Genomic DNA, 20,328 nt, shown 5'->3' on the forward strand with positions numbered 1-20,328 from the left:
TTTGATAGTGTGCATCCATCCAGTATTTGGCCGTATACTCCTACGTTTTCGACGCCCGCCAAGCGAGGCCACTTTGGACAAGATCCTGATTCGTGGGGCCCGAACCCACAACCTGAAGAACATCGACCTGACCCTGCCGCGGGACAAACTGATCGTCATCACCGGCCTGTCCGGATCCGGCAAGTCTTCCCTGGCGTTCGACACACTGTACGCCGAGGGCCAGCGCCGCTACGTCGAATCGCTGTCTGCCTATGCCCGGCAGTTCCTGTCGATGATGGAAAAACCTGACGTCGACACCATTGAAGGTTTGTCGCCAGCTATTTCCATCGAGCAGAAGTCGACCTCGCACAACCCGCGCTCGACGGTCGGCACCATCACCGAAATCTATGATTACCTGCGCCTGCTGTACGCCCGTGTCGGTATTCCACGCTGCCCGGACCACGATATCCCCCTGGAAGCGCAAACCGTCAGTCAGATGGTCGATCTGGTCCTCGCCCAACCGGAGGGCAGCAAGCTCATGCTGCTGGCACCGGTGATTCGCGAGCGTAAAGGCGAACATCTTTCGGTCTTCGAAGAACTGCGCGCCCAAGGTTTCGTGCGCGCCCGGGTTAACGGCCGGCTGTGCGAGCTGGATGAACTGCCGAAGCTGGATAAACAGAAAAAGCATTCGATCGATGTCGTGGTTGACCGCTTCAAGGTTCGCGCCGATCTGCAACAGCGTCTGGCCGAGTCGTTCGAGACCGCCCTGAAATTGGCCGACGGCATCGCGCTGGTCGCGCCGATGGACGACGAAGCCGGTGAAGAAATCATTTTCTCCGCGCGATTTGCCTGCCCGATCTGCGGCCATGCGATCAGCGAGTTGGAGCCCAAGCTGTTCTCCTTCAACAACCCCGCTGGCGCTTGCCCGACCTGCGACGGTCTGGGGGTGAAGCAGTTTTTCGACATCAAGCGATTGGTCAATGGCGAGCTGACGCTAGCAGAAGGCGCTATACGCGGCTGGGACCGACGCAATGTCTACTACTTTCAGATGCTCGGGTCGTTGGCGGCGCATTACAAATTCAGCCTTGAAGTGCCGTTCAACGAACTGCCCGCCGACCAACAGAAATTCATTCTGCATGGCAGTGGCTCGCAGAACGTCGACTTCAAATATCTGAACGACCGTGGCGATATCGTCAAACGCTCGCACCCGTTCGAAGGCATCGTGCCGAACCTGGACCGTCGCTATCGCGAAACCGAGTCGGCCTCGGTCCGCGAAGAACTCGCCAAGTTCCTCAGTACCCAGCCCTGCCCTGACTGCCGTGGCACCCGCCTGCGTCGTGAAGCGCGGCACGTCTGGGTGGGCGAGAAGACGCTACCGGCGGTGACCAACCTGCCGATTGGCGATGCCTGTGAATATTTCGGCGGCCTGAAGCTCACTGGCCGTCGCGGTGAAATTGCCGACAAGATCCTCAAGGAAATCCGCGAGCGCCTGCAGTTCCTGGTCAACGTGGGTCTCGACTATCTTTCGCTGGACCGCAGTGCCGACACGTTGTCCGGCGGTGAGGCTCAGCGAATCCGCCTGGCTAGCCAGATTGGCGCCGGCCTGGTGGGAGTCCTATACATCCTCGACGAACCTTCAATCGGTCTGCATCAACGCGACAATGACCGTTTGCTCGGCACCCTCAAGCACCTGCGCGACATCGGTAACACGGTAATCGTGGTCGAGCATGATGAAGATGCGATCCGTCTCGCTGATTACGTTGTGGATATCGGGCCCGGCGCGGGGGTACACGGTGGACATATCGTCGCCGAAGGCACGCCGGCCGAGGTCATGGCGCATCCGGATTCATTGACCGGCAAGTATTTGTCCGGACGCGTGAAGATCGCGGTGCCGGCCCAGCGCACGCCACGCAACAAGAAGCTGTCGCTGTCGCTCAAGGGCGCTCGCGGCAACAACCTGCGCAATGTCGACCTGGACATTCCGATCGGCCTGCTGACCTGTGTGACCGGCGTATCGGGCTCCGGAAAGTCGACGCTGATCAACAACACGCTATTCCCCCTGAGCGCTACTGCGCTAAACGGTGCAACCACCCTCGAAGCTGCCGCCCACGACAGCATCAAGGGCCTGGAGCACCTGGACAAGGTTGTCGACATCGACCAGAGCCCGATCGGTCGTACGCCTCGCTCGAACCCGGCGACCTACACCGGGCTGTTCACACCGATTCGCGAACTGTTCGCCGGCGTGCCGGAGTCCCGCTCCCGGGGTTACGGGCCAGGGCGTTTCTCCTTCAACGTGAAAGGCGGACGCTGCGAAGCTTGTCAGGGCGACGGCTTGATCAAGGTGGAAATGCACTTCCTGCCGGATATCTATGTTCCGTGCGACGTCTGCAAGAGCAAGCGCTATAACCGCGAGACCTTGGAGATCAAGTACAAAGGCAAGAACATCCACGAGACCCTCGAGATGACTATCGAAGAGGCACGAGTGTTCTTCGATGCGGTCCCAGCCTTGGCACGCAAGCTTCAAACACTGATGGACGTGGGACTGTCCTACATCAAGCTTGGGCAATCGGCGACCACGCTGTCCGGCGGTGAAGCCCAGCGGGTGAAACTGTCCCGCGAACTGTCCAAGCGCGATACCGGCAAGACCCTGTATATCCTCGACGAACCAACTACTGGCCTGCACTTCGCGGATATCCAGCAATTGCTCGACGTGCTGCATCGACTGCGCGACCACGGCAACACCGTGGTGGTGATCGAGCATAACCTCGACGTGATCAAGACTGCCGACTGGTTGGTGGACTTGGGGCCGGAAGGGGGTTCCAAAGGTGGGCAGATCATAGCGGTCGGTACGCCGGAAGAAGTCTCGGAGATGAAGCAGTCTCACACCGGCTTCTACCTGAAACCGCTGCTGGCTCGCGACAAGGCCTGATTCAAGCCCACGAAAAAGCCCCTGTCACTTTGTCGGTGACAGGGGCTTTTTTGTATCAGGGAATCAGAACTGCGATTGCAGGTAATTCTCCAGACCAATCAACTTGATCAGACCCAACTGCTTCTCAAGCCAGTAGGTGTGATCTTCTTCAGTGTCGTTCAGTTGAATGCGCAGGATCTCGCGACTGACGTAGTCCTTGTGCAGCTCGCAGAGCTCGATGCCCTTGCAGAGTGCGGCGCGGACTTTGTATTCCAGTCGAAGGTCGGCAGCGAGCATATCAGGCACCGTAGTGCCGACATCCAAGTCGTCCGGACGCATGCGTGGCGTGCCTTCCAGCATCAGGATACGACGCATCAGGGCGTCAGCGTGCTGCGCTTCTTCTTCCATCTCGTGGTTGATACGTTCGTAGAGCTCGGTGAAACCCCAGTCCTCGTACATCCGCGAATGGATGAAATATTGATCACGAGCCGCCAGTTCGCCGGTGAGCAACGTGTTGAGGTAATCGATTACGTCTGGGTGCCCTTGCATCGCCCTACATCTCCCTGCTTGAAAGTCTGTAGTTTGAACCAACCCGACCAATTGGTCACGCCGATTGCGCGATAAAAGCGAGGATATTCTGAGAAAAGCAGTTTAAATAACGCAAAAACCGCCCAAATGAGGGCGGTTCTGCTTCTCGTTTAGACTTCGTTAAGCTGTACGTTGAGCACCTTTGCGATTGCTTCTCCATACGCTGGGTCGGCTCTGAAGAAATGCTGCAACTGACGATCAACCACATCGCTGGAAACTCCGGTCATAGCGCCGGCAATGTTGTTGACGAGCAGGTTCTTCTGCTCATCGCTCATCAGACGGAACAGCGCACCAGCGTGACTGTAATAATCGGTGTCCTCGCGATGATCATAACGATCAGCCGCTCCGCTCAAGGTCAGCGCAGGCTCTGCGTAACGCGGCGCTTGCTTCGGCGAATCTACATAGCTGTTCGGTTCGTAATTCGGTGCTGCGCCGCCATTGCTGCCGAACGCCATCGATCCATCACGCTGGTAGCTGTTGACCTGGTTACGCGCAGCGTTCACCGGCAGTTGTTGGTGGTTGGTGCCAACACGGTAGCGGTGGGCATCGGCGTAAGCGAACACACGACCTTGCAGCATGCGATCCGGCGACAAACCCACACCCGGAACCATGTTGCTCGGACCGAATGCCGCCTGCTCTACTTCGGCAAAATAGTTCTGAGGATTCCGGTTGAGTTCAAGCTCACCGACTTCGATCAGCGGGAACTCTTTCTGCGACCAGGTCTTGGTCACGTCGAACGGATTTTCGTAATGAGCGGCGGCCTGGGCCTCAGACATGATCTGAATGCACACTCGCCATTTCGGGAAGTCACCGCGCTCGATCGCCTCGAACAGGTCGCGCTGGGCGTAATCAGGGTCGGTACCGGCCAGGCGTGCAGCGTCTGCCGGGGCCAGGTTCTTGATCCCTTGCTGGGTTTTGTAATGCCACTTCACCCAGTGACGCTCGCCCTTGGCATTGAGCAGGCTGTAGGTGTGGCTGCCGAAGCCGTGCATGTGACGGTAACCGTCCGGAATGCCTCGGTCCGAGAACAGGATGGTGACCTGGTGCAGGGCCTCAGGCGAGTGAGACCAAAAATCCCACATCATCTGTGCACTTTTGAGATTGCTCTGCGGCAGACGCTTTTGCGTGTGGATGAAGTCCGGAAACTTCAGCGGATCACGGATGAAGAACACTGGTGTGTTGTTACCGACAATGTCCCAGTTACCTTCCTCGGTATAGAACTTCAGGGCAAAGCCCCGTGGATCGCGCTCGGTATCGGCGGAACCGCGCTCACCACCTACCGTGGAGAATCGCAAGAAGGTTGGGGTTTGCTTGCCGACAGCTTCAAATAGTTTGGCACTGGTGTATTCCATGATGTCGCGGGTCACGGTGAACGTGCCGTAGGCACCCGAACCCTTGGCGTGGACACGACGCTCAGGGATGTTTTCACGGTTGAAATGGGCGAGCTTTTCGATCAGATGAAAGTCGTCAAGAAGCAGCGGGCCGCGAGGGCCGGCGGAGCGGGAATTCTGGTTATCGGCGACAGGAGCGCCACTGGCGGTGGTTAGCGTTTTGTTCTGACTCATGCGGTGTTCTTCCTCTGTCTGATCTGGATCTTGCCGGCCAATCGGCTTGGGATAAGTATCACCATTGATCAGCACACCTACAAATTCATTAATTTGCGGACATCAATAGAAAAATACTAAGAACGATCCAGATCGAATAATGACTGCAACAGGCATAGGGAGCGTTTACGAACAGCGCGTTTATAACAGACACAAAAAACCGGGCACTAGGCCCGGTTTTTCGTTTCAGACTGACGTCTTACTCAGCGGATACAGCTTCACCGCCAACTGGACGATCAACCAACTCAACGTACGCCATAGGCGCGTTGTCACCCGTGCGGAAACCGCACTTGAGGATGCGCAGGTAGCCACCCTCACGGGTAGCGTAACGCTTGCCCAGGTCGTTGAAGAGCTTACCAACGATAGCTTTCGAACGAGTACGGTCGAAAGCCAGACGGCGGTTAGCCAGGCTGTCTGTCTTAGCCAAAGTGATCAGCGGCTCAGCAACGCGACGCAGTTCTTTGGCTTTTGGCAGTGTAGTTTTGATCAGCTCGTGCTCGAACAGCGACACCGCCATGTTTTGAAACATGGCCTTGCGGTGCGAGCTGGTGCGGCTCAGGTGACGACCACTTTTACGATGACGCATGGTTCATTCCTTACCAAACACAACGTTCGGTGATTACGACGATCAGGCAGTCGCCTTGTCGTCCTTCTTAAGACTTGCAGGCGGCCAGTTGTCGAGGCGCATGCCGAGGGACAGACCGCGGGAGGCCAGAACGTCCTTGATTTCAGTCAAGGATTTCTTGCCAAGGTTCGGAGTCTTCAACAGCTCTACTTCGGTACGCTGAATCAGGTCACCGATGTAGTAGATGTTTTCCGCCTTAAGGCAGTTAGCCGAACGTACAGTCAGTTCCAGATCGTCAACCGGGCGAAGCAGGATCGGATCGATCTCGTCTTCCTGCTCGACAACCACTGGCTCACTGTCACCTTTGAGATCGACGAACGCAGCCAACTGCTGTTGCAGGATGGTTGCAGCACGGCGGATAGCCTCTTCAGGGTCCAGGGTACCGTTGGTTTCCAGATCAATAACCAGCTTGTCCAGGTTAGTACGCTGCTCGACACGGGCGTTTTCCACCACGTATGCGATACGGCGAACCGGGCTGAACGAAGAGTCAAGCTGCAAGCGACCAATGCTGCGGCTTTCGTCTTCATCGCTCTGACGCGAGTCTGCCGGTTCATAACCACGACCACGAGCTACGGTGAGCTTCATGTTCAGGGCGCCGTTAGACGCCAGGTTAGCGATTACGTGATCGGGGTTAACGATCTCGACATCATGATCCAGCTGAATATCGGCAGCGGTAACCACCCCCGAACCCTTCTTCGACAAGGTCAGCGTAACTTCGTCACGACCGTGCAGCTTGATAGCCAGACCTTTAAGGTTCAACAGGATTTCAATTACGTCTTCCTGTACGCCTTCGATGGCGCTGTACTCATGGAGTACACCGTCAATCTCGGCCTCGACTACTGCACAGCCGGGCATTGAGGACAACAGGATGCGGCGCAGCGCGTTGCCCAGGGTGTGGCCGAAACCACGCTCGAGAGGCTCGAGAGTGATCTTGGCGCGGGTTGGACTGACAACCTGCACATCAATATGGCGGGGTGTCAGGAACTCATTTACCGAAATCTGCATGGATGCACCTATTTTCTAGCCCTTACTTGGAGTAGAGCTCGACAATCAGGCTTTCGTTGATGTCGGCGGACAGATCACTGCGAGCTGGAACGTTCTTGAAAACGCCCGACTTCTTCTCAGTGTCTACTTCTACCCATTCTACGCGGCCACGTTGGGCACACAGATCGAGAGCTTGGACAATGCGAAGTTGGTTCTTTGCTTTCTCGCGAATCGCGACCACGTCACCAGCACGAACCTGGTACGACGGCACGTTTACGGTCTGACCGTTAACGCTTACGGATTTGTGCGATACCAGCTGACGGGATTCGGCACGAGTCGAACCAAAGCCCATACGGTATACAACGTTGTCCAGACGGCATTCGAGCAGTTGCAGCAGGTTTTCACCGGTTGCACCTTTCTTGCCAGCAGCTTCTTTGTAGTAGCCGCTGAACTGACGCTCGAGAACGCCGTAGATACGACGAACCTTCTGCTTTTCACGCAGTTGGGTGCCGTAATCGGACTGGCGACCGCGGCGTTGGCCGTGGATACCAGGTGCTGCTTCAATGTTGCACTTCGATTCGATCGCGCGCACGCCGCTCTTCAGGAAGAGATCGGTGCCTTCGCGACGAGCGAGTTTGCATTTTGGACCAATGTAACGAGCCATTCTTTACAATCTCCTGGATTACACGCGGCGCTTCTTCGGCGGACGGCACCCGTTGTGCGGGATTGGCGTCACGTCGGTGATGCTGGCGATCTTATAGCCACAGCCGTTCAAAGCACGGACAGCGGACTCACGACCTGGACCTGGACCCTTGACGTTAACGTCGAGGTTTTTCAGGCCATATTCCAGCGCAGCTTGACCAGCACGTTCAGCAGCTACTTGAGCAGCGAACGGGGTGGACTTGCGGGAACCGCGGAAACCCGAACCACCGGAGGTAGCCCAAGAAAGAGCGTTGCCTTGACGGTCGGTGATGGTCACGATTGTGTTGTTAAAAGAAGCATGGATGTGGGCGATGCCATCAACCACTGTCTTTTTAACTTTTTTACGAGGACGAGCAGCAGGTTTTGCCATGATAATTTTCCTGTCGATTCGCTGGGGCGATTACTTGCGGATCGGCTTACGCGGACCTTTACGGGTACGCGCGTTAGTCTTGGTACGCTGACCGCGTACTGGAAGACCACGACGATGACGCAGACCGCGATAGCAACCGAGGTCCATCAAACGCTTGATTTTCATGTTGATTTCGCGACGCAGGTCACCTTCAGTGGTGAACTTCGCCACTTCGCCACGCAGCTGTTCAATCTGCTCGTCGCTCAGATCTTTGATCTTTGCAGCTGGGTTTACCCCAGCAACCGCACAGATCTTCTGTGCAGTAGTGCGACCAACACCATAGATGTAGGTCAGCGAGATAACAGTATGCTTGTTATCTGGAATGTTAACGCCTGCAATACGGGCCATTCAGTGGGACTCCAATTGACAGCTACCTACGCCCCGGAAGCCAAGAAATAGGGCGCGAGATAATATCGCTGTAATAACAAATAATCAACCCGGTAGCGCACTAGCTACCGGGCTTGAAGCACAATCACACTCAGCCTTGGCGCTGTTTGTGACGCGGTTCCGCGCTGCAAATTACTCGAACAACACCTTCGCGGCGAATAATCTTGCAGTTACGGCACAGCTTTTTCACCGATGCACGAACTTTCATCACCAACTCCTCGAACCTTATGGGTACTCAGCGCAACATTCCGCTGCCGTAACCCTTCAGGTTGGCTTTCTTCATCAGGGATTCGTACTGGTGCGAAACGAGGTGCGATTGTACTTGGGACATGAAGTCCATCACAACCACGACGACGATCAGCAACGAGGTCCCGCCAAGGTAGAACGGAACGTTTGCCGCAACCACCAGAAACTGGGGCAGCAGGCACACGGCCGTCATATATAGAGCACCGAACAGGGTCAAACGAGTCAGAACGCCATCAATGTAGCGCGCCGACTGCTCACCTGGACGGATGCCCGGAATAAAGGCACCGGACTTCTTCAGGTTTTCCGCTACGTCTTTCGGATTGAACATCAACGCCGTATAGAAGAAGCAGAAGAAAATAATCCCTGCACTAAACAGCAGAATATTCAACGGCTGACCAGGAGCGATCGACTGCGAGATGTCCTGCAACCAGCCCAAACCTTCAGACTGACCGAACCAGGTACCCAACGAAGCCGGGAACAGCAAAATGCTGCTCGCGAAAATAGCCGGAATAACACCGGCCATGTTCACCTTCAACGGCAAGTGGCTAGTCTGCGCAGCGAAGACCTTACGGCCCTGCTGACGCTTGGCGTAGTGAACAGCAATACGACGCTGGCCACGCTCAATGAACACCACAAAACCGATAATCGCTACTGCCAGCAAACCGATGGCAACCAGGGCGAAAATGTTGATATCCCCCTGACGTGCAGACTCGAAAGACTGCCCGATCGCTCTCGGAAGACCGGCGACGATACCTGCGAAAATCAACATCGAGATACCGTTGCCAACACCACGCTCAGTAATCTGCTCACCCAGCCACATCATAAACATCGCACCAGCCACAAAAGTGGATACCGCGACGAAATGGAAGCCAAAGTCACCAGTGAACGATACGCCCTGCCCTGCCAGACCAATGGACATGCCAATTGCCTGAACGAGAGCGAGGACGACAGTGCCGTAGCGGGTGTACTGAGCAATCTTGCGACGCCCAGCTTCACCTTCCTTCTTCAACTGCTCCAGCTGCGGGCTGACGGCGGTCATCAGCTGCATGATGATCGATGCCGAAATGTACGGCATGATCCCCAGTGCAAAGATGCTCATCCGTTCCAGCGCGCCGCCGGAAAACATGTTGAACAAGCTAAGAATGGTCCCCTCATTCTGTCGAAACAGGTCCGCGAGTCGGTCCGGGTTGATACCTGGAACCGGGATGTGTGCGCCTATTCGGTAGACGATAATCGCCAGGAACAGAAAACGCAGACGAGCCCAGAGTTCAGACATACCGCCTTTGCCGAGCGCAGAGAGAGCACCTTGCTTAGCCATTTATTCCTCGAACTTGCCGCCAGCTGCTTCGATAGCCGCACGCGCACCTTTGGTGGCGCCGATTCCCTTTCCGATGGTAACAGCGCGAGTCACTTCGCCGGACAGCATGATTTTCACACGCTGAACGTTGACGTTGATCACGTTGGCATCTTTCAGGGACTGCACGGTGACGATGTCGCCTTCCACTTTAGCCAACTCGGACAGACGCACTTCTGCGCGATCCATGGCCTTCAGGGAAACGAAACCGAATTTTGGCAGGCGACGATGCAGCGGCTGTTGACCGCCTTCAAAGCCTGGAGCAATGGTGCCACCGGAGCGGGAGGACTGACCTTTGTGGCCACGGCCACCGGTCTTGCCCAAACCACTACCGATACCACGGCCCGGACGATGCTTTTCGCGACGGGAACCCGGCGCTGGACTCAGATCATTGAGTTTCATCGATTAACCCTCGACACGCAGCATGTAGTAAGCCTTGTTGATCATCCCGCGATTCTCGGGAGTATCAAGTACTTCTACAGTGTGACCGATGCGACGCAGACCCAGACCCTTAACGCACAGTTTGTGGTTAGGGATGCGGCCGGTCATGCTTTTGATCAGCGTTACTTTAACGGTAGCCATGATCAGAAGATCTCCTTGACACTTTTGCCACGCTTGGCGGCAATGGATTCAGGAGATTGCATAGCTTTCAAACCTTTGAAAGTGGCGTGAACCACGTTTACCGGGTTAGTCGAGCCGTAGCACTTGGCCAGAACGTTCTGAACGCCAGCAACCTCGAGGACAGCACGCATAGCGCCGCCAGCGATGATACCGGTACCTTCAGAAGCAGGCTGCATGTACACCTTCGAAGCGCCGTGACCGGACTTCATTGCGTACTGCAGGGTAGTGCCGTTCAGGTCAACTTGGATCATGTTGCGGCGAGCAGCTTCCATTGCCTTCTGGATCGCAGCAGGCACTTCACGCGACTTGCCACGGCCGAAGCCAACGCGCCCTTTACCATCACCAACCACGGTCAACGCGGTGAAAGTGAAGATACGGCCGCCTTTAACGGTTTTGGCTACGCGGTTAACTTGAACCAGCTTCTCGATGTAGCCTTCGTCGCGCTTTTGGTCGTTATTTGACATAACTTAGAACTCCAGCCCAGCTTCACGAGCAGCATCAGCCAGCGCCTTGACGCGGCCGTGATACTTGAAGCCAGAGCGGTCGAAAGCCACCTGCGAGACGCCAGCGGCTTTTGCACGCGTAGCGACCAGCTGGCCAACCTTAGTGGCCGCGTCGATGTTGCCAGTGGCACCATCACGCAGTTCTTTATCCAAAGTCGAGGCAGATGCCAGGACTTTGTTGCCGTCGGCCGAAATGACCTGGGCGTAGATGTGCTGCGACGAGCGGAACACGCAGAGACGCACGACTTCGAGTTCGTGCATTTTCAGGCGTGCTTTGCGAGCGCGACGCAGTCGAGTAACTTTTTTGTCGGTCATTTGCTATGCCCTACTTCTTCTTGGCTTCTTTACGACGGACGACTTCGTCCGCGTAGCGCACACCTTTGCCTTTGTACGGCTCTGGTGGACGGAAGTCGCGGATCTCGGCGGCCACTTGACCTACCAGCTGCTTATCGATGCCCTTGATCAGGATATCGGTCTGGCTAGGAGTCTCAGCGGTGATGCCTTCCGGCAGTTCATAATCCACTGGGTGCGAGAAGCCAAGAGCCAGATTCAGCACTGTGCCTTTTGCTTGCGCTTTGTAACCAACACCGACCAGCTGGAGCTTACGCTCGAAGCCTTGGCTTACGCCTTGGACCATGTTGTTTACCAACGCACGAGTGGTACCAGCCATTGCGCGAGTTTGTTGATCGCCATTGCGAGCAGCGAAACGCAGCTCACCAGCTTCTTCAACGATCTCAACGGACGAATGGATGTTCAGTTCGAGAGTGCCCTTGGCACCCTTCACCGAAAGCTGTTGGCCTGCGAATTTGACTTCGACACCGGCTGGCAGCTTAACGGGGTTCTTAGCGACGCGTGACATGCTTATCCCCCCTTAGAACACAGTGCAAAGAACTTCGCCGCCGACACCGGCAGCGCGCGCAGCACGATCCGTCATCACACCTTTGTTGGTGGAGACGATAGACACACCGAGACCGCCACGAACTTTCGGCAGATCATCGACGGACTTGTACTGACGCAGGCCTGGACGGCTAACGCGCTTCACTTCTTCGATGACTGGACGGCCTTCGAAATATTTCAGCTCGATAGACAGCAGTGGTTTTGTTTCGCTGCTGATCTGATAACCCGCGATGTAACCTTCGTCCTTCAGGACTTTAGCTACAGCCACCTTCAACGTGGAAGAAGGCATGCTTACGACGGACTTTTCAGCCATCTGGGCATTACGGATTCGAGTTAGCATGTCCGCTAACGGGTCCTGCATACTCATGGGCTAGACGCTCCTAATACAAAAAAATAAGCCTTGCGGCTACTACCTTCGCCGAGAACCTCCGTACGAAAAAAGTACGGGCTCAGGCGAGCCGGGTATTCTAGACACACCCCACAAATGAATCAAGCCCCAAAAGGGGCTTGATTCAAGTTCAAGGTCACCGGCGGTCAGGATCTTGCGATCCAGAACACCGAGACTTTGACAGTGCTTACCAGCTGGCTTTAACCAGACCAGGTACGTCACCACGCATTGCAGCTTCACGCAGTTTGTTACGGCCGAGGCCGAACTTGCGGTAAACGCCGTGTGGACGACCGGTCAGGCGGCAGCGGTTACGCATGCGCGAAGCGCTTGCGTCACGTGGCTGCTTCTGCAGAGCTACTGTAGCTTCCCAACGCGCTTCTGGACTTGCGTTCAGATCAACGATGATAGCTTTCAGTGCTGCACGCTTTTTGGCGTACTTGGCAACCGTGAGCTGACGCTTCAGCTCGCGGTTTTTCATGCTCATCTTGGCCATTTTCCTACTCCAATCAGTTGCGGAACGGGAATTTGAAAGCACGCAACAGGGCGCGACCTTCATCATCGTTCTTGGCAGTGGTGGTCAGGGTAATGTCCAGACCGCGGAGAGCATCGATCTTGTCGTAGTCGATTTCCGGGAAGATGATCTGCTCTTTAACGCCCATGCTGTAGTTACCACGACCATCGAAGGACTTGGCATTCAGGCCGCGGAAGTCGCGAACCCGAGGCAGGGAGATCGACAGCAGACGATCCAGGAATTCGTACATACGCTCACGGCGCAGAGTCACTTTGACGCCGATCGGCCAACCTTCACGGACTTTAAAGCCAGCGATGGATTTCCGAGCGTAAGTCACAACAACTTTCTGACCGGTGATCTTTTCCAGGTCGGCAACAGCGTGCTCGATGACTTTTTTGTCACCGACCGCTTCGCCCAGACCCATGTTCAGGGTGATTTTGGTAACGCGTGGAACTTCCATCACGTTCGAAAGCTTAAGTTCTTCCTTAAGCTTCGGTGCGATTTCTTTCCAGTAAATCTCTTTTAGTCGTGCCATGGTCTCATCTACCTAGCAGTGTTCAAGCATCAACCGCTTTTTGGGTCGACTTGAAGACACGAATTTTCTTGCCGTCTTCTACTTTGAAACCAACGCGATCAGCCTTGTTGGTTTCGCCGTTGAAAATGGCGACGTTAGAAGCGTCCAGTGGAGCTTCTTTTTCGACGATACCGCCTTGCACGCCCGACATAGGGTTAGGCTTGGTATGACGCTTAACCAGGTTCAGACCACCAATAACCAGACGGTTATTAGCGAGAACCTTAAGCACCTTACCGCGCTTACCTTTGTCTTTGCCGGCGATCACGATGATCTCGTCGTCACGACGAATCTTTTGCATGTCGGATCTCCTTACAGCACTTCTGGGGCGAGCGAGACGATCTTCATGAACTTCTCAGTACGAAGTTCACGGGTCACTGGCCCAAAGATACGGGTGCCGATCGGCTCTTGCTTGTTGTTCAGAAGAACAGCAGCGTTGCCATCAAAGCGGATAATGGAGCCATCAGCACGACGTACGCCGTGACGAGTGCGGACTACAACAGCAGTCATCACTTGGCCTTTTTTCACCTTACCGCGAGGAATTGCTTCCTTCACGGTAACTTTGATGATGTCACCGATACCAGCGTAACGACGATGGGAGCCACCCAGCACCTTGATGCACATAACGCGGCGTGCGCCGCTGTTATCGGCCACATCGAGCATGGATTGAGTCTGAATCATATAATTTCTCCGACCCCTAGTCCTTAGACTTCCACAGCGCGTTCGAGAACATCAACCAGCGCCCAAGACTTGGTCTTGGCCAAAGGACGAGTTTCACGAATAGTGACTTTGTCGCCGATGTGGCACTGATTGGTTTCGTCGTGCGCGTGCAGCTTAGTCGAACGCTTAACGTATTTACCGTAGATCGGGTGCTTTACGCGACGCTCGATCAGAACGGTGATGGTCTTGTCCATTTTGTCGCTGACAACACGGCCAGTCAGCGTACGGACGGTTTTTTCGGCTTCAGCCATGATTACTTACCTGCCTGCTGTTTGAGCACAGTCTTCACGCGAGCGATGTCACGCTTAACTTGCCGGAGCAGGTGAGACTGCCCCAACTGGCCAGTTGCTTTCTGCATGCGCAGATTGAACTGGTCGCGCAGCAGGCCGAGCAGTTGCTCGTTAAGCTGCGGCGCGTCTTTTTCACGAAGTTCGTTCGCTTTCATCACATCACCGTCCGTTTAACAAAAGCGGTGGCGAGCGGCAGCTTTGCAGCAGCCAGGGCAAAAGCCTCACGCGCCAGCTCTTCAGAAACGCCCTCGATTTCATACAGGACTTTGCCTGGCTGAATCTGGGCAACCCAGTACTCCACACTACCCTTACCTTTACCCATACGAACTTCGAGGGGCTTTTTGGAGATAGGCTTGTCCGGGAATACACGGATCCAGATCTTGCCGCCACGTTTAACGTGACGGGTCAGAGCACGACGCGCTGACTCGATCTGACGAGCGGTGAGACGACCACGAGCTACAGACTTCAGCGCATATTCGCCGAAGCTGACTTTGCTACCGCGCTGAGCCAAGCCACGGTTGTGGCCAGTCATCTGCTTGCGGAACTTCGTACGCTTTGGTTGCAACATTTGGCGTACCCCTTACTTAGCAGCTTTTTTACGAGGCGCTGGTGCTTGTGGTTTCAGTTCTTCTTGGCGACCACCAATTACTTCGCCTTTGAAGATCCAAACCTTTACACCGATCACACCATAAGTGGTGTGAGCTTCGTAGTTGGCATAGTCGATGTCGGCACGCAGGGTGTGCAGTGGCACACGACCTTCGCGATACCATTCAGTACGTGCGATTTCAGCACCGCCGAGACGACCGCTCACTTGGATTTTGATGCCTTTGGCACCAATGCGCATGGCGTTCTGTACAGCGCGCTTCATAGCGCGACGGAACATTACGCGACGCTCCAGCTGCTGAGCTACGCTCTGCGCAACCAACATACCGTCGAGTTCCGGCTTGCGGATTTCTTCGATATTGATGTGCACAGGCACACCCATTTGCTTGGTCAGGTCCTGACGCAGTTTCTCAACATCTTCACCTTTCTTCCCGATAACGATACCTGGACGAGCGGTGTGGATGGTGATACGTGCTGTTTGAGCCGGACGATGGATATCGATACGGCTTACGGACGCGCTTTTTAGTTTGTCTTGGAGATACTCACGCACCTTCAGATCAGCGAACAAATAGTCCGCATAAGTCCGACCGTCTGCGTACCAGACGGAGGTGTGCTCCTTGACGATTCCCAGGCGAATGCCAATGGGATGTACTTTCTGACCCATCTCTTCGACTCCGTTACTTGTCAGCAACCTTGACAGTGATATGGCAAGACCGCTTGACGATGCGATCAGCACGGCCTTTGGCACGTGGCATGATTCGCTTCAGCGAACGCCCTTCGTTGACGAAAACGGTGCTGACTTTAAGGTCATCAACGTCTGCGCCTTCGTTATGCTCGGCGTTGGCTACGGCCGACTCCAGCACTTTCTTCATGATCTCGGCGGCTTTCTTACTGCTGAAAGCCAACAGGTTGAGCGCTTCGCCCACCTTCTTCCCGCGGATCTGGTCGGCGACCAAGCGGGCTTTCTGGGCGGAGATTCGAGCGCCCGACAACTTAGCGGCTACTTCCATCGTTCCTTACCCCTTAACGCTTGGCTTTCTTGTCTGCCACGTGCCCACGATATGTGCGGGTACCGGCAAACTCGCCTAGTTTGTGGCCGACCATGTCTTCGTTCACGAGAACTGGAACATGTTGACGACCGTTATGCACTGCAATGGTCAAACCGACCATTTGTGGCAGGATCATCGAACGACGCGACCAGGTCTTAACTGGTTTGCGATCGTTCTTTTCCGCCGCCACTTCGATCTTCTTCAGTAGGTGAAGATCAATAAAAGGACCTTTTTTCAGAGAACGTGGCACTGTCGTATCCCTCTATTTACTTGCGACGACGGACGATCATTTTGTCGGTACGCTTATTACCACGAGTCTTCGCGCCCTTAGTCGGGAAGCCCCATGGCGATACCGGATGACGACCACCAGAGGTACGACCTTCACCACCACCATGTGGGTGGTCAACCGGGTTCATGGCAACACCACGAACGGTTGGGCGAACGCCACGCCAGCGTTTGGCACCAGCTTTACCCAGCGAACGCAGGCTGTGCTCGGAGTTCGAGACTTCACCCAGGGTCGCACGGCATTCAGCCAGCACTTTACGCATCTCACCAGAACGCAGACGCAGGGTCACGTAGACACCTTCACGAGCGATCAGCTGAGCCGAAGCACCAGCGGAACGAGCGATTTGCGCGCCTTTACCCGGCTTCAATTCGATGCCGTGTACGGTACTACCAACTGGAATGCTGCGCAGTTGCAACTGGTTGCCTGGCTTGATCGGAGCCAAAGCACCCGAAATCAGCTGGTCGCCAGCGTTCACGCCTTTAGGGGCGATGATGTAACGGCGTTCGCCGTCTGCGTACAACATAAGAGCAATGTGAGCAGTACGGTTTGGATCGTATTCGATACGCTCAACAGTGGCTGGAATGCCATCTTTGTCGTTGCGACGGAAATCGACCAGACGATAATGCTGCTTATGGCCACCACCGATGTGACGAGTGGTAATACGACCATTATTGTTACGACCACCAGTCTTCGATTTTTTCTCGAGCAGCGGTGCGTGAGGAGCGCCTTTATGCAGCTCCTGGTTGACCACCTTGACCACATGACGGCGGCCAGGGGAAGTCGGTTTGCATTTAACGATTGCCATGATGCACCCCTTCCTTACTCAGCACTGCTGCTGAAATCGAGATCTTGGCCTGGCTGAAGGGAGATAACTGCCTTCTTCCAGTCATTACGCTTGCCCAGACCGCGAGCAGTGCGCTTGCTCTTACCCAGAACATTCAGGGTAGTAACACGCTCTACTTTCACGCTGAACAGGCTTTCGACGGCCTTCTTGATTTCCAGCTTGGTTGCGTCAGTTGCAACCTTGAAAACGAACTGGCCTTTCTTGTCAGCCAGAACCGTAGCCTTTTCGGAAACGTGCGGGCCGAGCAGAACTTTAAATACGCGTTCCTGGTTCATCCCAGCAGCTCCTCGAATTTCTTCACGGCCGACACGGTGATCAACACCTTGTCGTATGCGATCAGACTAACTGGATCGGAACCTTGCACGTCACGTACATCAACGTGTGGCAGGTTACGAGCAGCCAGGTACAGGTTCTGATCAACTACTTCAGACACGATCAAGACGTCAGTCAGGCCCATGCCGGTCAGTTTGTTCAGCAGATCTTTGGTCTTCGGTGCATCAACAGCGAAGTCCTGAACCACAACCAGACGATCAGTACGCACCAGCTCAGCAAGGATGGAACGCATTGCTGCGCGATACATCTTCTTGTTCAGCTTCTGGGTGTGATCCTGAGGACGAGCTGCGAAAGTGGTACCGCCGCCACGCCAGATTGGGCTACGGATAGTACCGGCACGCGCGCGGCCAGTACCTTTCTGACGCCATGGGCGCTTACCGCCACCACGAACGTCGGAACGGGTCTTTTGCTGCTTGCTACCTTGACGGCCGCCGGCCATGTAGGCCACGACTGCTTGGTGAACCAGCGTCTCGTTGAATTCGCCGCCAAATGTCAGTTCGGAAACTTCGATCGCTTGAGCGTCATTTACATTTAATTGCATGTCAGCTTCCCCTTAACCGCGAGCCTTGGCTGCTGGACGTACAACCAAGTTGCCGCCAGTAGCGCCAGGAACAGCGCCCTTGACCAACAACAGATTGCGTTCAGCGTCCACGCGCACTACTTCGAGGGACTGCACGGTCACGCGCTCAGCGCCCATATGACCGGACATTTTTTTGCCCTTGAATACACGACCAGGAGTCTGGCACTGGCCGATAGAGCCTGGAACGCGGTGGGACACGGAGTTACCGTGGGTATTATCTTGCCCGCGGAAGTTCCAACGCTTGATCGTACCCTGGAAGCCTTTACCTTTGGACTGACCGGTTACATCAACCAGCTGACCAGCGGCGAAGATTTCAGCGTTGATCAGATCGCCGGCCTGGTACTCGCCTTCTTCAAGGCGGAATTCCATTACGGTACGACCAGCGGCAACGTTCGCTTTAGCGAAGTGGCCAGCCTGAGCAGCTGTAACACGCGAAGCACGACGCTCGCCTACAGTGACTTGCACTGCACGATAGCCATCGGTTTCTTCAGTTTTGAACTGGGTGACGCGATTCGGCTCGATCTCAATGACCGTGACCGGAATGGAGACACCTTCTTCGGTGAAAATACGGGTCATACCGCATTTACGACCGACTACACCAATAGTCATGTTGTAAACCTCATGAGTGTACGGGGCTTTCACCCGCTATGGCCGCCCATTTCAGAGCGTTACACGACTAAGACCGAGTCTTAGCCGAGGCTGATCTGCACTTCCACACCGGCCGCAAGATCAAGCTTCATAAGAGCATCAACGGTTTTATCCGTTGGCTGGACGATGTCCAGAACGCGCTTATGAGTACGGATCTCGTACTGGTCACGCGCGTCTTTGTTGACGTGCGGGGAGACCAGAACGGTGAACCGCTCTTTACGGGTAGGCAGTGGAATTGGACCACGCACTTGAGCACCAGTACGTTTCGCGGTTTCCACGATTTCCTGGGTGGATTGGTCGATCAGGCGATGGTCAAAAGCCTTCAACCTGATACGGATTTGCTGATTTTGCATTGGATTTCAGACTCCGGCTGCTATTCCCAGCGAGCGCAATACGCCCGTTAAAAGGAGGCGCAATTCTATAGACGGGCTACCACAGTGTCAACCCAATAAAAAAGCCCCCGCTAGGCGGGGGCTTTTTCAAGTCACCACTTATTAAGCGATGATTTTGGCTACGACGCCAGCGCCGACGGTACGACCGCCTTCACGAATGGCGAAACGCAGACCATCTTCCATTGCGATGGTTTTGATCAGGGTGACAACCATTTTGATGTTGTCGCCTGGCATTACCATTTCAACGCCTTCCGGCAGTTCGCAGTTACCGGTCACGTCAGTGGTCCGGAAGTAGAACTGTGGACGGTAGCCTTTGAAGAACGGAGTGTGACGACCGCCTTCTTCTTTGCTCAACACGTACACTTCAGCTTCGAAGGTAGTGTGCGGCTTAACCGAACCTGGCTTGACCAGAACCTGGCCACGCTCTACGTCGTCACGCTTGGTGCCGCGCAGCAGCACGCCGCAGTTCTCGCCAGCACGACCTTCGTCGAGCAGCTTACGGAACATTTCAACACCGGTGCAGGTGGTGACGGTAGTGTCACGCAGACCAACGATTTCCAGTGGATCCTGAACCTTGACGATACCGCGCTCGATACGGCCAGTTACAACAGTACCGCGACCGGAGATCGAGAATACGTCTTCGATTGGCATCAGGAACGGCTTGTCGATAACACGAACTGGATCTGGGATGTAGCTGTCCAGAGTCTCAACCAGTTTACGAACGGCAGTGGTGCCCATTTCGTTGTCGTCTTGGCCGTTCAGAGCCATCAGAGCGGAACCGATGATGATCGGGGTGTCGTCGCCTGGGAAGTCGTAAGTGCTCAGCAGATCGCGCACTTCCATCTCAACCAGTTCCAGCAGCTCAGCGTCGTCTACCATGTCAGCCTTGTTCAGGAAGACAACGATGTACGGAACGCCAACCTGACGGGACAGCAGGATGTGCTCACGGGTTTGTGGCATCGGACCATCAGCGGCCGAGCAAACCAGGATAGCGCCGTCCATCTGAGCAGCACCGGTGATCATGTTCTTCACATAGTCGGCGTGACCTGGGCAGTCAACGTGAGCGTAGTGACGGATCAGCGAGTTGTATTCAACGTGTGCGGTGTTGATGGTGATACCACGAGCCTTTTCTTCCGGAGCGCTGTCGATCTTGTCGAAAGCAACAACGGCCGAACCGAAAACTTCGGAGCAGACGCGAGTCAGAGCAGCGGTCAGCGTGGTTTTACCGTGGTCGACGTGACCGATGGTGCCAACGTTGACGTGCGGGAGGGTACGGTCAAATTTTTCTTTAGCCACGACAATTAAC

32 protein-coding genes are annotated in these 20,328 nt (G+C 55.1%); 1 reads left to right on the forward strand and 31 read right to left on the reverse strand.

The genetic code is table 11. The features are described 5' to 3' along the window. Positions 1 to 73 precede the first annotated feature (73 nt). The gene (gene uvrA / locus L9059_RS24095; RefSeq protein ID WP_247293387.1) at positions 74 to 2,908 is read left to right on the forward strand and encodes an excinuclease ABC subunit UvrA; all 2,835 of its coding nucleotides are present in this window, start codon (positions 74 to 76) and stop codon (positions 2,906 to 2,908) included. Positions 2,909 to 2,971: 63 nt separating this feature from the next. On the opposite strand, the gene bfr is transcribed toward uvrA, so the two are convergent. The 31 genes from bfr to tuf form a co-directional block, all read right to left on the reverse strand. Next, positions 2,972 to 3,436, reverse strand: coding sequence for a bacterioferritin (gene bfr, locus L9059_RS24100; protein WP_007933692.1), 465 nt, complete (start codon positions 3,434 to 3,436; stop codon positions 2,972 to 2,974). Positions 3,437 to 3,585: 149 nt separating this feature from the next. Further along, positions 3,586 to 5,040 carry a catalase gene (locus L9059_RS24105; RefSeq protein ID WP_247293388.1) on the reverse strand — a complete coding sequence of 485 codons (1,455 nt, stop codon included), beginning with the start codon at positions 5,038 to 5,040 and terminating at the stop codon, positions 3,586 to 3,588. Positions 5,041 to 5,278: 238 nt separating this feature from the next. Continuing rightward, positions 5,279 to 5,665 (reverse strand): 50S ribosomal protein L17, encoded by a 387-nt coding sequence (gene rplQ, locus L9059_RS24110; RefSeq protein WP_007896790.1) that lies wholly within the window; start codon positions 5,663 to 5,665, stop codon positions 5,279 to 5,281. A gap of 42 nt (positions 5,666 to 5,707) precedes the next feature. Next, the gene (locus tag L9059_RS24115; protein ID WP_003186012.1) at positions 5,708 to 6,709 is read right to left on the reverse strand and encodes a DNA-directed RNA polymerase subunit alpha; all 1,002 of its coding nucleotides are present in this window, start codon (positions 6,707 to 6,709) and stop codon (positions 5,708 to 5,710) included. 22 nt (positions 6,710 to 6,731) lie between these two features. Then, entirely contained in the window at positions 6,732 to 7,352 is a 621-nt protein-coding gene (rpsD, locus tag L9059_RS24120) for a 30S ribosomal protein S4 (RefSeq protein ID WP_003210056.1), read from the reverse strand. Positions 7,353 to 7,370: 18 nt separating this feature from the next. Further along, entirely contained in the window at positions 7,371 to 7,760 is a 390-nt protein-coding gene (gene rpsK, locus L9059_RS24125; protein WP_002555466.1) for a 30S ribosomal protein S11, read from the reverse strand. 30 nt (positions 7,761 to 7,790) lie between these two features. Next, the gene (gene rpsM / locus L9059_RS24130) at positions 7,791 to 8,147 is read right to left on the reverse strand and encodes a 30S ribosomal protein S13 (protein ID WP_003194635.1); all 357 of its coding nucleotides are present in this window, start codon (positions 8,145 to 8,147) and stop codon (positions 7,791 to 7,793) included. A 130-nt stretch (positions 8,148 to 8,277) separates the two neighbouring features. After that, positions 8,278 to 8,394: a 50S ribosomal protein L36 gene (gene rpmJ / locus L9059_RS24135; RefSeq protein ID WP_002555468.1), complete on the reverse strand. Its 117-nt coding sequence runs from the start codon at positions 8,392 to 8,394 to the stop codon at positions 8,278 to 8,280. Between the two features lie 27 nt (positions 8,395 to 8,421). Next, positions 8,422 to 9,750: a preprotein translocase subunit SecY gene (secY, locus tag L9059_RS24140; RefSeq protein ID WP_247293389.1), complete on the reverse strand. Its 1,329-nt coding sequence runs from the start codon at positions 9,748 to 9,750 to the stop codon at positions 8,422 to 8,424. Next, a complete protein-coding gene (gene rplO / locus L9059_RS24145; protein WP_007896782.1) occupies positions 9,751 to 10,188 on the reverse strand; it encodes a 50S ribosomal protein L15 in 438 nt (145 codons plus the stop codon). Positions 10,189 to 10,191: 3 nt separating this feature from the next. After that, entirely contained in the window at positions 10,192 to 10,368 is a 177-nt protein-coding gene (gene rpmD / locus L9059_RS24150) for a 50S ribosomal protein L30 (RefSeq protein ID WP_003186033.1), read from the reverse strand. Positions 10,369 to 10,370: 2 nt separating this feature from the next. Further along, positions 10,371 to 10,871: a 30S ribosomal protein S5 gene (gene rpsE, locus L9059_RS24155; RefSeq protein ID WP_007943782.1), complete on the reverse strand. Its 501-nt coding sequence runs from the start codon at positions 10,869 to 10,871 to the stop codon at positions 10,371 to 10,373. Positions 10,872 to 10,874: 3 nt separating this feature from the next. Beyond that, complete coding sequence (rplR, locus tag L9059_RS24160; RefSeq protein ID WP_003186037.1) at positions 10,875 to 11,225, reverse strand: 50S ribosomal protein L18; 351 nt, start codon at positions 11,223 to 11,225, stop codon at positions 10,875 to 10,877. 10 nt (positions 11,226 to 11,235) lie between these two features. Continuing rightward, entirely contained in the window at positions 11,236 to 11,769 is a 534-nt protein-coding gene (gene rplF / locus L9059_RS24165; protein ID WP_003176412.1) for a 50S ribosomal protein L6, read from the reverse strand. 12 nt (positions 11,770 to 11,781) lie between these two features. Next, positions 11,782 to 12,174, reverse strand: a complete 393-nt coding sequence (gene rpsH / locus L9059_RS24170; RefSeq protein ID WP_008065722.1) for a 30S ribosomal protein S8 — start codon at positions 12,172 to 12,174, stop codon at positions 11,782 to 11,784. Between the two features lie 208 nt (positions 12,175 to 12,382). Further along, a complete protein-coding gene (gene rpsN, locus L9059_RS24175) occupies positions 12,383 to 12,688 on the reverse strand; it encodes a 30S ribosomal protein S14 (protein WP_003176414.1) in 306 nt (101 codons plus the stop codon). A 13-nt stretch (positions 12,689 to 12,701) separates the two neighbouring features. After that, positions 12,702 to 13,241 (reverse strand): 50S ribosomal protein L5, encoded by a 540-nt coding sequence (gene rplE, locus L9059_RS24180; RefSeq protein WP_003176415.1) that lies wholly within the window; start codon positions 13,239 to 13,241, stop codon positions 12,702 to 12,704. A 22-nt stretch (positions 13,242 to 13,263) separates the two neighbouring features. Then, positions 13,264 to 13,578, reverse strand: a complete 315-nt coding sequence (rplX, locus tag L9059_RS24185; RefSeq protein WP_003176416.1) for a 50S ribosomal protein L24 — start codon at positions 13,576 to 13,578, stop codon at positions 13,264 to 13,266. A gap of 11 nt (positions 13,579 to 13,589) precedes the next feature. Beyond that, entirely contained in the window at positions 13,590 to 13,958 is a 369-nt protein-coding gene (gene rplN, locus L9059_RS24190; protein ID WP_002555479.1) for a 50S ribosomal protein L14, read from the reverse strand. A 23-nt stretch (positions 13,959 to 13,981) separates the two neighbouring features. Then, positions 13,982 to 14,248, reverse strand: coding sequence for a 30S ribosomal protein S17 (gene rpsQ, locus L9059_RS24195; protein ID WP_003176419.1), 267 nt, complete (start codon positions 14,246 to 14,248; stop codon positions 13,982 to 13,984). 2 nt (positions 14,249 to 14,250) lie between these two features. After that, positions 14,251 to 14,442, reverse strand: a complete 192-nt coding sequence (rpmC, locus tag L9059_RS24200) for a 50S ribosomal protein L29 (protein WP_008030901.1) — start codon at positions 14,440 to 14,442, stop codon at positions 14,251 to 14,253. After that, entirely contained in the window at positions 14,442 to 14,855 is a 414-nt protein-coding gene (rplP, locus tag L9059_RS24205) for a 50S ribosomal protein L16 (protein WP_007943783.1), read from the reverse strand. Before rplP ends, rpmC begins: the two co-directional genes overlap by 1 nt. Positions 14,856 to 14,867: 12 nt before the next feature. Beyond that, entirely contained in the window at positions 14,868 to 15,554 is a 687-nt protein-coding gene (rpsC, locus tag L9059_RS24210; protein ID WP_003176422.1) for a 30S ribosomal protein S3, read from the reverse strand. Positions 15,555 to 15,567: 13 nt separating this feature from the next. Then, positions 15,568 to 15,900 carry a 50S ribosomal protein L22 gene (rplV, locus tag L9059_RS24215; RefSeq protein WP_003103908.1) on the reverse strand — a complete coding sequence of 111 codons (333 nt, stop codon included), beginning with the start codon at positions 15,898 to 15,900 and terminating at the stop codon, positions 15,568 to 15,570. Positions 15,901 to 15,913: 13 nt separating this feature from the next. Further along, positions 15,914 to 16,189, reverse strand: a complete 276-nt coding sequence (gene rpsS / locus L9059_RS24220) for a 30S ribosomal protein S19 (RefSeq protein WP_002555486.1) — start codon at positions 16,187 to 16,189, stop codon at positions 15,914 to 15,916. Positions 16,190 to 16,205: 16 nt separating this feature from the next. Next, complete coding sequence (gene rplB, locus L9059_RS24225) at positions 16,206 to 17,030, reverse strand: 50S ribosomal protein L2 (protein WP_247293390.1); 825 nt, start codon at positions 17,028 to 17,030, stop codon at positions 16,206 to 16,208. 14 nt (positions 17,031 to 17,044) lie between these two features. Further along, on the reverse strand, positions 17,045 to 17,344 hold the full coding sequence (rplW, locus tag L9059_RS24230) for a 50S ribosomal protein L23 (protein WP_002555488.1): 300 nt from the start codon (positions 17,342 to 17,344) through the stop codon (positions 17,045 to 17,047). Beyond that, a complete protein-coding gene (gene rplD / locus L9059_RS24235) occupies positions 17,341 to 17,943 on the reverse strand; it encodes a 50S ribosomal protein L4 (protein ID WP_007896707.1) in 603 nt (200 codons plus the stop codon). The genes rplW and rplD overlap by 4 nt, the downstream gene beginning before the upstream one ends. A 12-nt stretch (positions 17,944 to 17,955) precedes the next feature. Beyond that, positions 17,956 to 18,591, reverse strand: coding sequence for a 50S ribosomal protein L3 (gene rplC / locus L9059_RS24240; protein ID WP_003186059.1), 636 nt, complete (start codon positions 18,589 to 18,591; stop codon positions 17,956 to 17,958). Positions 18,592 to 18,671: 80 nt separating this feature from the next. Further along, positions 18,672 to 18,983, reverse strand: a complete 312-nt coding sequence (gene rpsJ / locus L9059_RS24245) for a 30S ribosomal protein S10 (protein ID WP_003186070.1) — start codon at positions 18,981 to 18,983, stop codon at positions 18,672 to 18,674. Positions 18,984 to 19,124: 141 nt separating this feature from the next. Continuing rightward, complete coding sequence (gene tuf, locus L9059_RS24250; protein ID WP_008145495.1) at positions 19,125 to 20,318, reverse strand: elongation factor Tu; 1,194 nt, start codon at positions 20,316 to 20,318, stop codon at positions 19,125 to 19,127. Positions 20,319 to 20,328: the final 10 nt, after the last annotated feature.

The organism is Pseudomonas violetae, assembly GCF_023072615.1.
Taxonomy (GTDB): Bacteria; Pseudomonadota; Gammaproteobacteria; order Pseudomonadales; family Pseudomonadaceae; genus Aquipseudomonas; species Aquipseudomonas violetae.

Bases quoted from the DNA above. Each gene is read 5' to 3' on its own strand.
- rplP (WP_007943783.1), bottom strand. From the start codon at position 14,855: ATGTTGCAACCAAAGCGTACGAAGTTCCGCAAGCAGATGACTGGCCAC.
- rpsN (WP_003176414.1), bottom strand. From the start codon at position 12,688: ATGGCCAAGATGAGCATGAAAAACCGCGAGCTGAAGCGTCAGCTCACG.
- secY (WP_247293389.1), bottom strand. From the start codon at position 9,750: ATGGCTAAGCAAGGTGCTCTCTCTGCGCTCGGCAAAGGCGGTATGTCT.
- bfr (WP_007933692.1), bottom strand. From the start codon at position 3,436: ATGCAAGGGCACCCAGACGTAATCGATTACCTCAACACGTTGCTCACC.
- rpsJ (WP_003186070.1), bottom strand. From the start codon at position 18,983: ATGCAAAATCAGCAAATCCGTATCAGGTTGAAGGCTTTTGACCATCGC.
- rpsC (WP_003176422.1), bottom strand. From the start codon at position 15,554: ATGGGTCAGAAAGTACATCCCATTGGCATTCGCCTGGGAATCGTCAAG.
- L9059_RS24115 (WP_003186012.1), bottom strand. From the start codon at position 6,709: ATGCAGATTTCGGTAAATGAGTTCCTGACACCCCGCCATATTGATGTG.
- rplO (WP_007896782.1), bottom strand. From the start codon at position 10,188: ATGAAACTCAATGATCTGAGTCCAGCGCCGGGTTCCCGTCGCGAAAAG.
- rplV (WP_003103908.1), bottom strand. From the start codon at position 15,900: ATGGAAGTAGCCGCTAAGTTGTCGGGCGCTCGAATCTCCGCCCAGAAA.
- rpsD (WP_003210056.1), bottom strand. From the start codon at position 7,352: ATGGCTCGTTACATTGGTCCAAAATGCAAACTCGCTCGTCGCGAAGGC.
- rplR (WP_003186037.1), bottom strand. From the start codon at position 11,225: ATGACCGACAAAAAAGTTACTCGACTGCGTCGCGCTCGCAAAGCACGC.
- L9059_RS24105 (WP_247293388.1), bottom strand. From the start codon at position 5,040: ATGAGTCAGAACAAAACGCTAACCACCGCCAGTGGCGCTCCTGTCGCC.
- rplE (WP_003176415.1), bottom strand. From the start codon at position 13,241: ATGGCACGACTAAAAGAGATTTACTGGAAAGAAATCGCACCGAAGCTT.
- rpsE (WP_007943782.1), bottom strand. From the start codon at position 10,871: ATGTCAAATAACGACCAAAAGCGCGACGAAGGCTACATCGAGAAGCTG.
- rpmD (WP_003186033.1), bottom strand. From the start codon at position 10,368: ATGGCTACCGTTAAAGTAACGCTGATCAAAAGCATGACCGGCCGCATC.
- rpsM (WP_003194635.1), bottom strand. From the start codon at position 8,147: ATGGCCCGTATTGCAGGCGTTAACATTCCAGATAACAAGCATACTGTT.
- rpmJ (WP_002555468.1), bottom strand. From the start codon at position 8,394: ATGAAAGTTCGTGCATCGGTGAAAAAGCTGTGCCGTAACTGCAAGATT.
- rplD (WP_007896707.1), bottom strand. From the start codon at position 17,943: ATGCAATTAAATGTAAATGACGCTCAAGCGATCGAAGTTTCCGAACTG.
- rplX (WP_003176416.1), bottom strand. From the start codon at position 13,578: ATGCAAAAGATTCGTCGTGACGACGAGATCATCGTGATCGCCGGCAAA.
- rplB (WP_247293390.1), bottom strand. From the start codon at position 17,030: ATGGCAATCGTTAAATGCAAACCGACTTCCCCTGGCCGCCGTCATGTG.
- rplN (WP_002555479.1), bottom strand. From the start codon at position 13,958: ATGATTCAGACTCAATCCATGCTCGATGTGGCCGATAACAGCGGCGCA.
- rpmC (WP_008030901.1), bottom strand. From the start codon at position 14,442: ATGAAAGCGAACGAACTTCGTGAAAAAGACGCGCCGCAGCTTAACGAG.
- rplW (WP_002555488.1), bottom strand. From the start codon at position 17,344: ATGAACCAGGAACGCGTATTTAAAGTTCTGCTCGGCCCGCACGTTTCC.
- rpsH (WP_008065722.1), bottom strand. From the start codon at position 12,174: ATGAGTATGCAGGACCCGTTAGCGGACATGCTAACTCGAATCCGTAAT.
- rplQ (WP_007896790.1), bottom strand. From the start codon at position 5,665: ATGCGTCATCGTAAAAGTGGTCGTCACCTGAGCCGCACCAGCTCGCAC.
- rplF (WP_003176412.1), bottom strand. From the start codon at position 11,769: ATGTCACGCGTCGCTAAGAACCCCGTTAAGCTGCCAGCCGGTGTCGAA.
- rpsK (WP_002555466.1), bottom strand. From the start codon at position 7,760: ATGGCAAAACCTGCTGCTCGTCCTCGTAAAAAAGTTAAAAAGACAGTG.
- rpsQ (WP_003176419.1), bottom strand. From the start codon at position 14,248: ATGGCTGAAGCCGAAAAAACCGTCCGTACGCTGACTGGCCGTGTTGTC.
- rplC (WP_003186059.1), bottom strand. From the start codon at position 18,591: ATGACTATTGGTGTAGTCGGTCGTAAATGCGGTATGACCCGTATTTTC.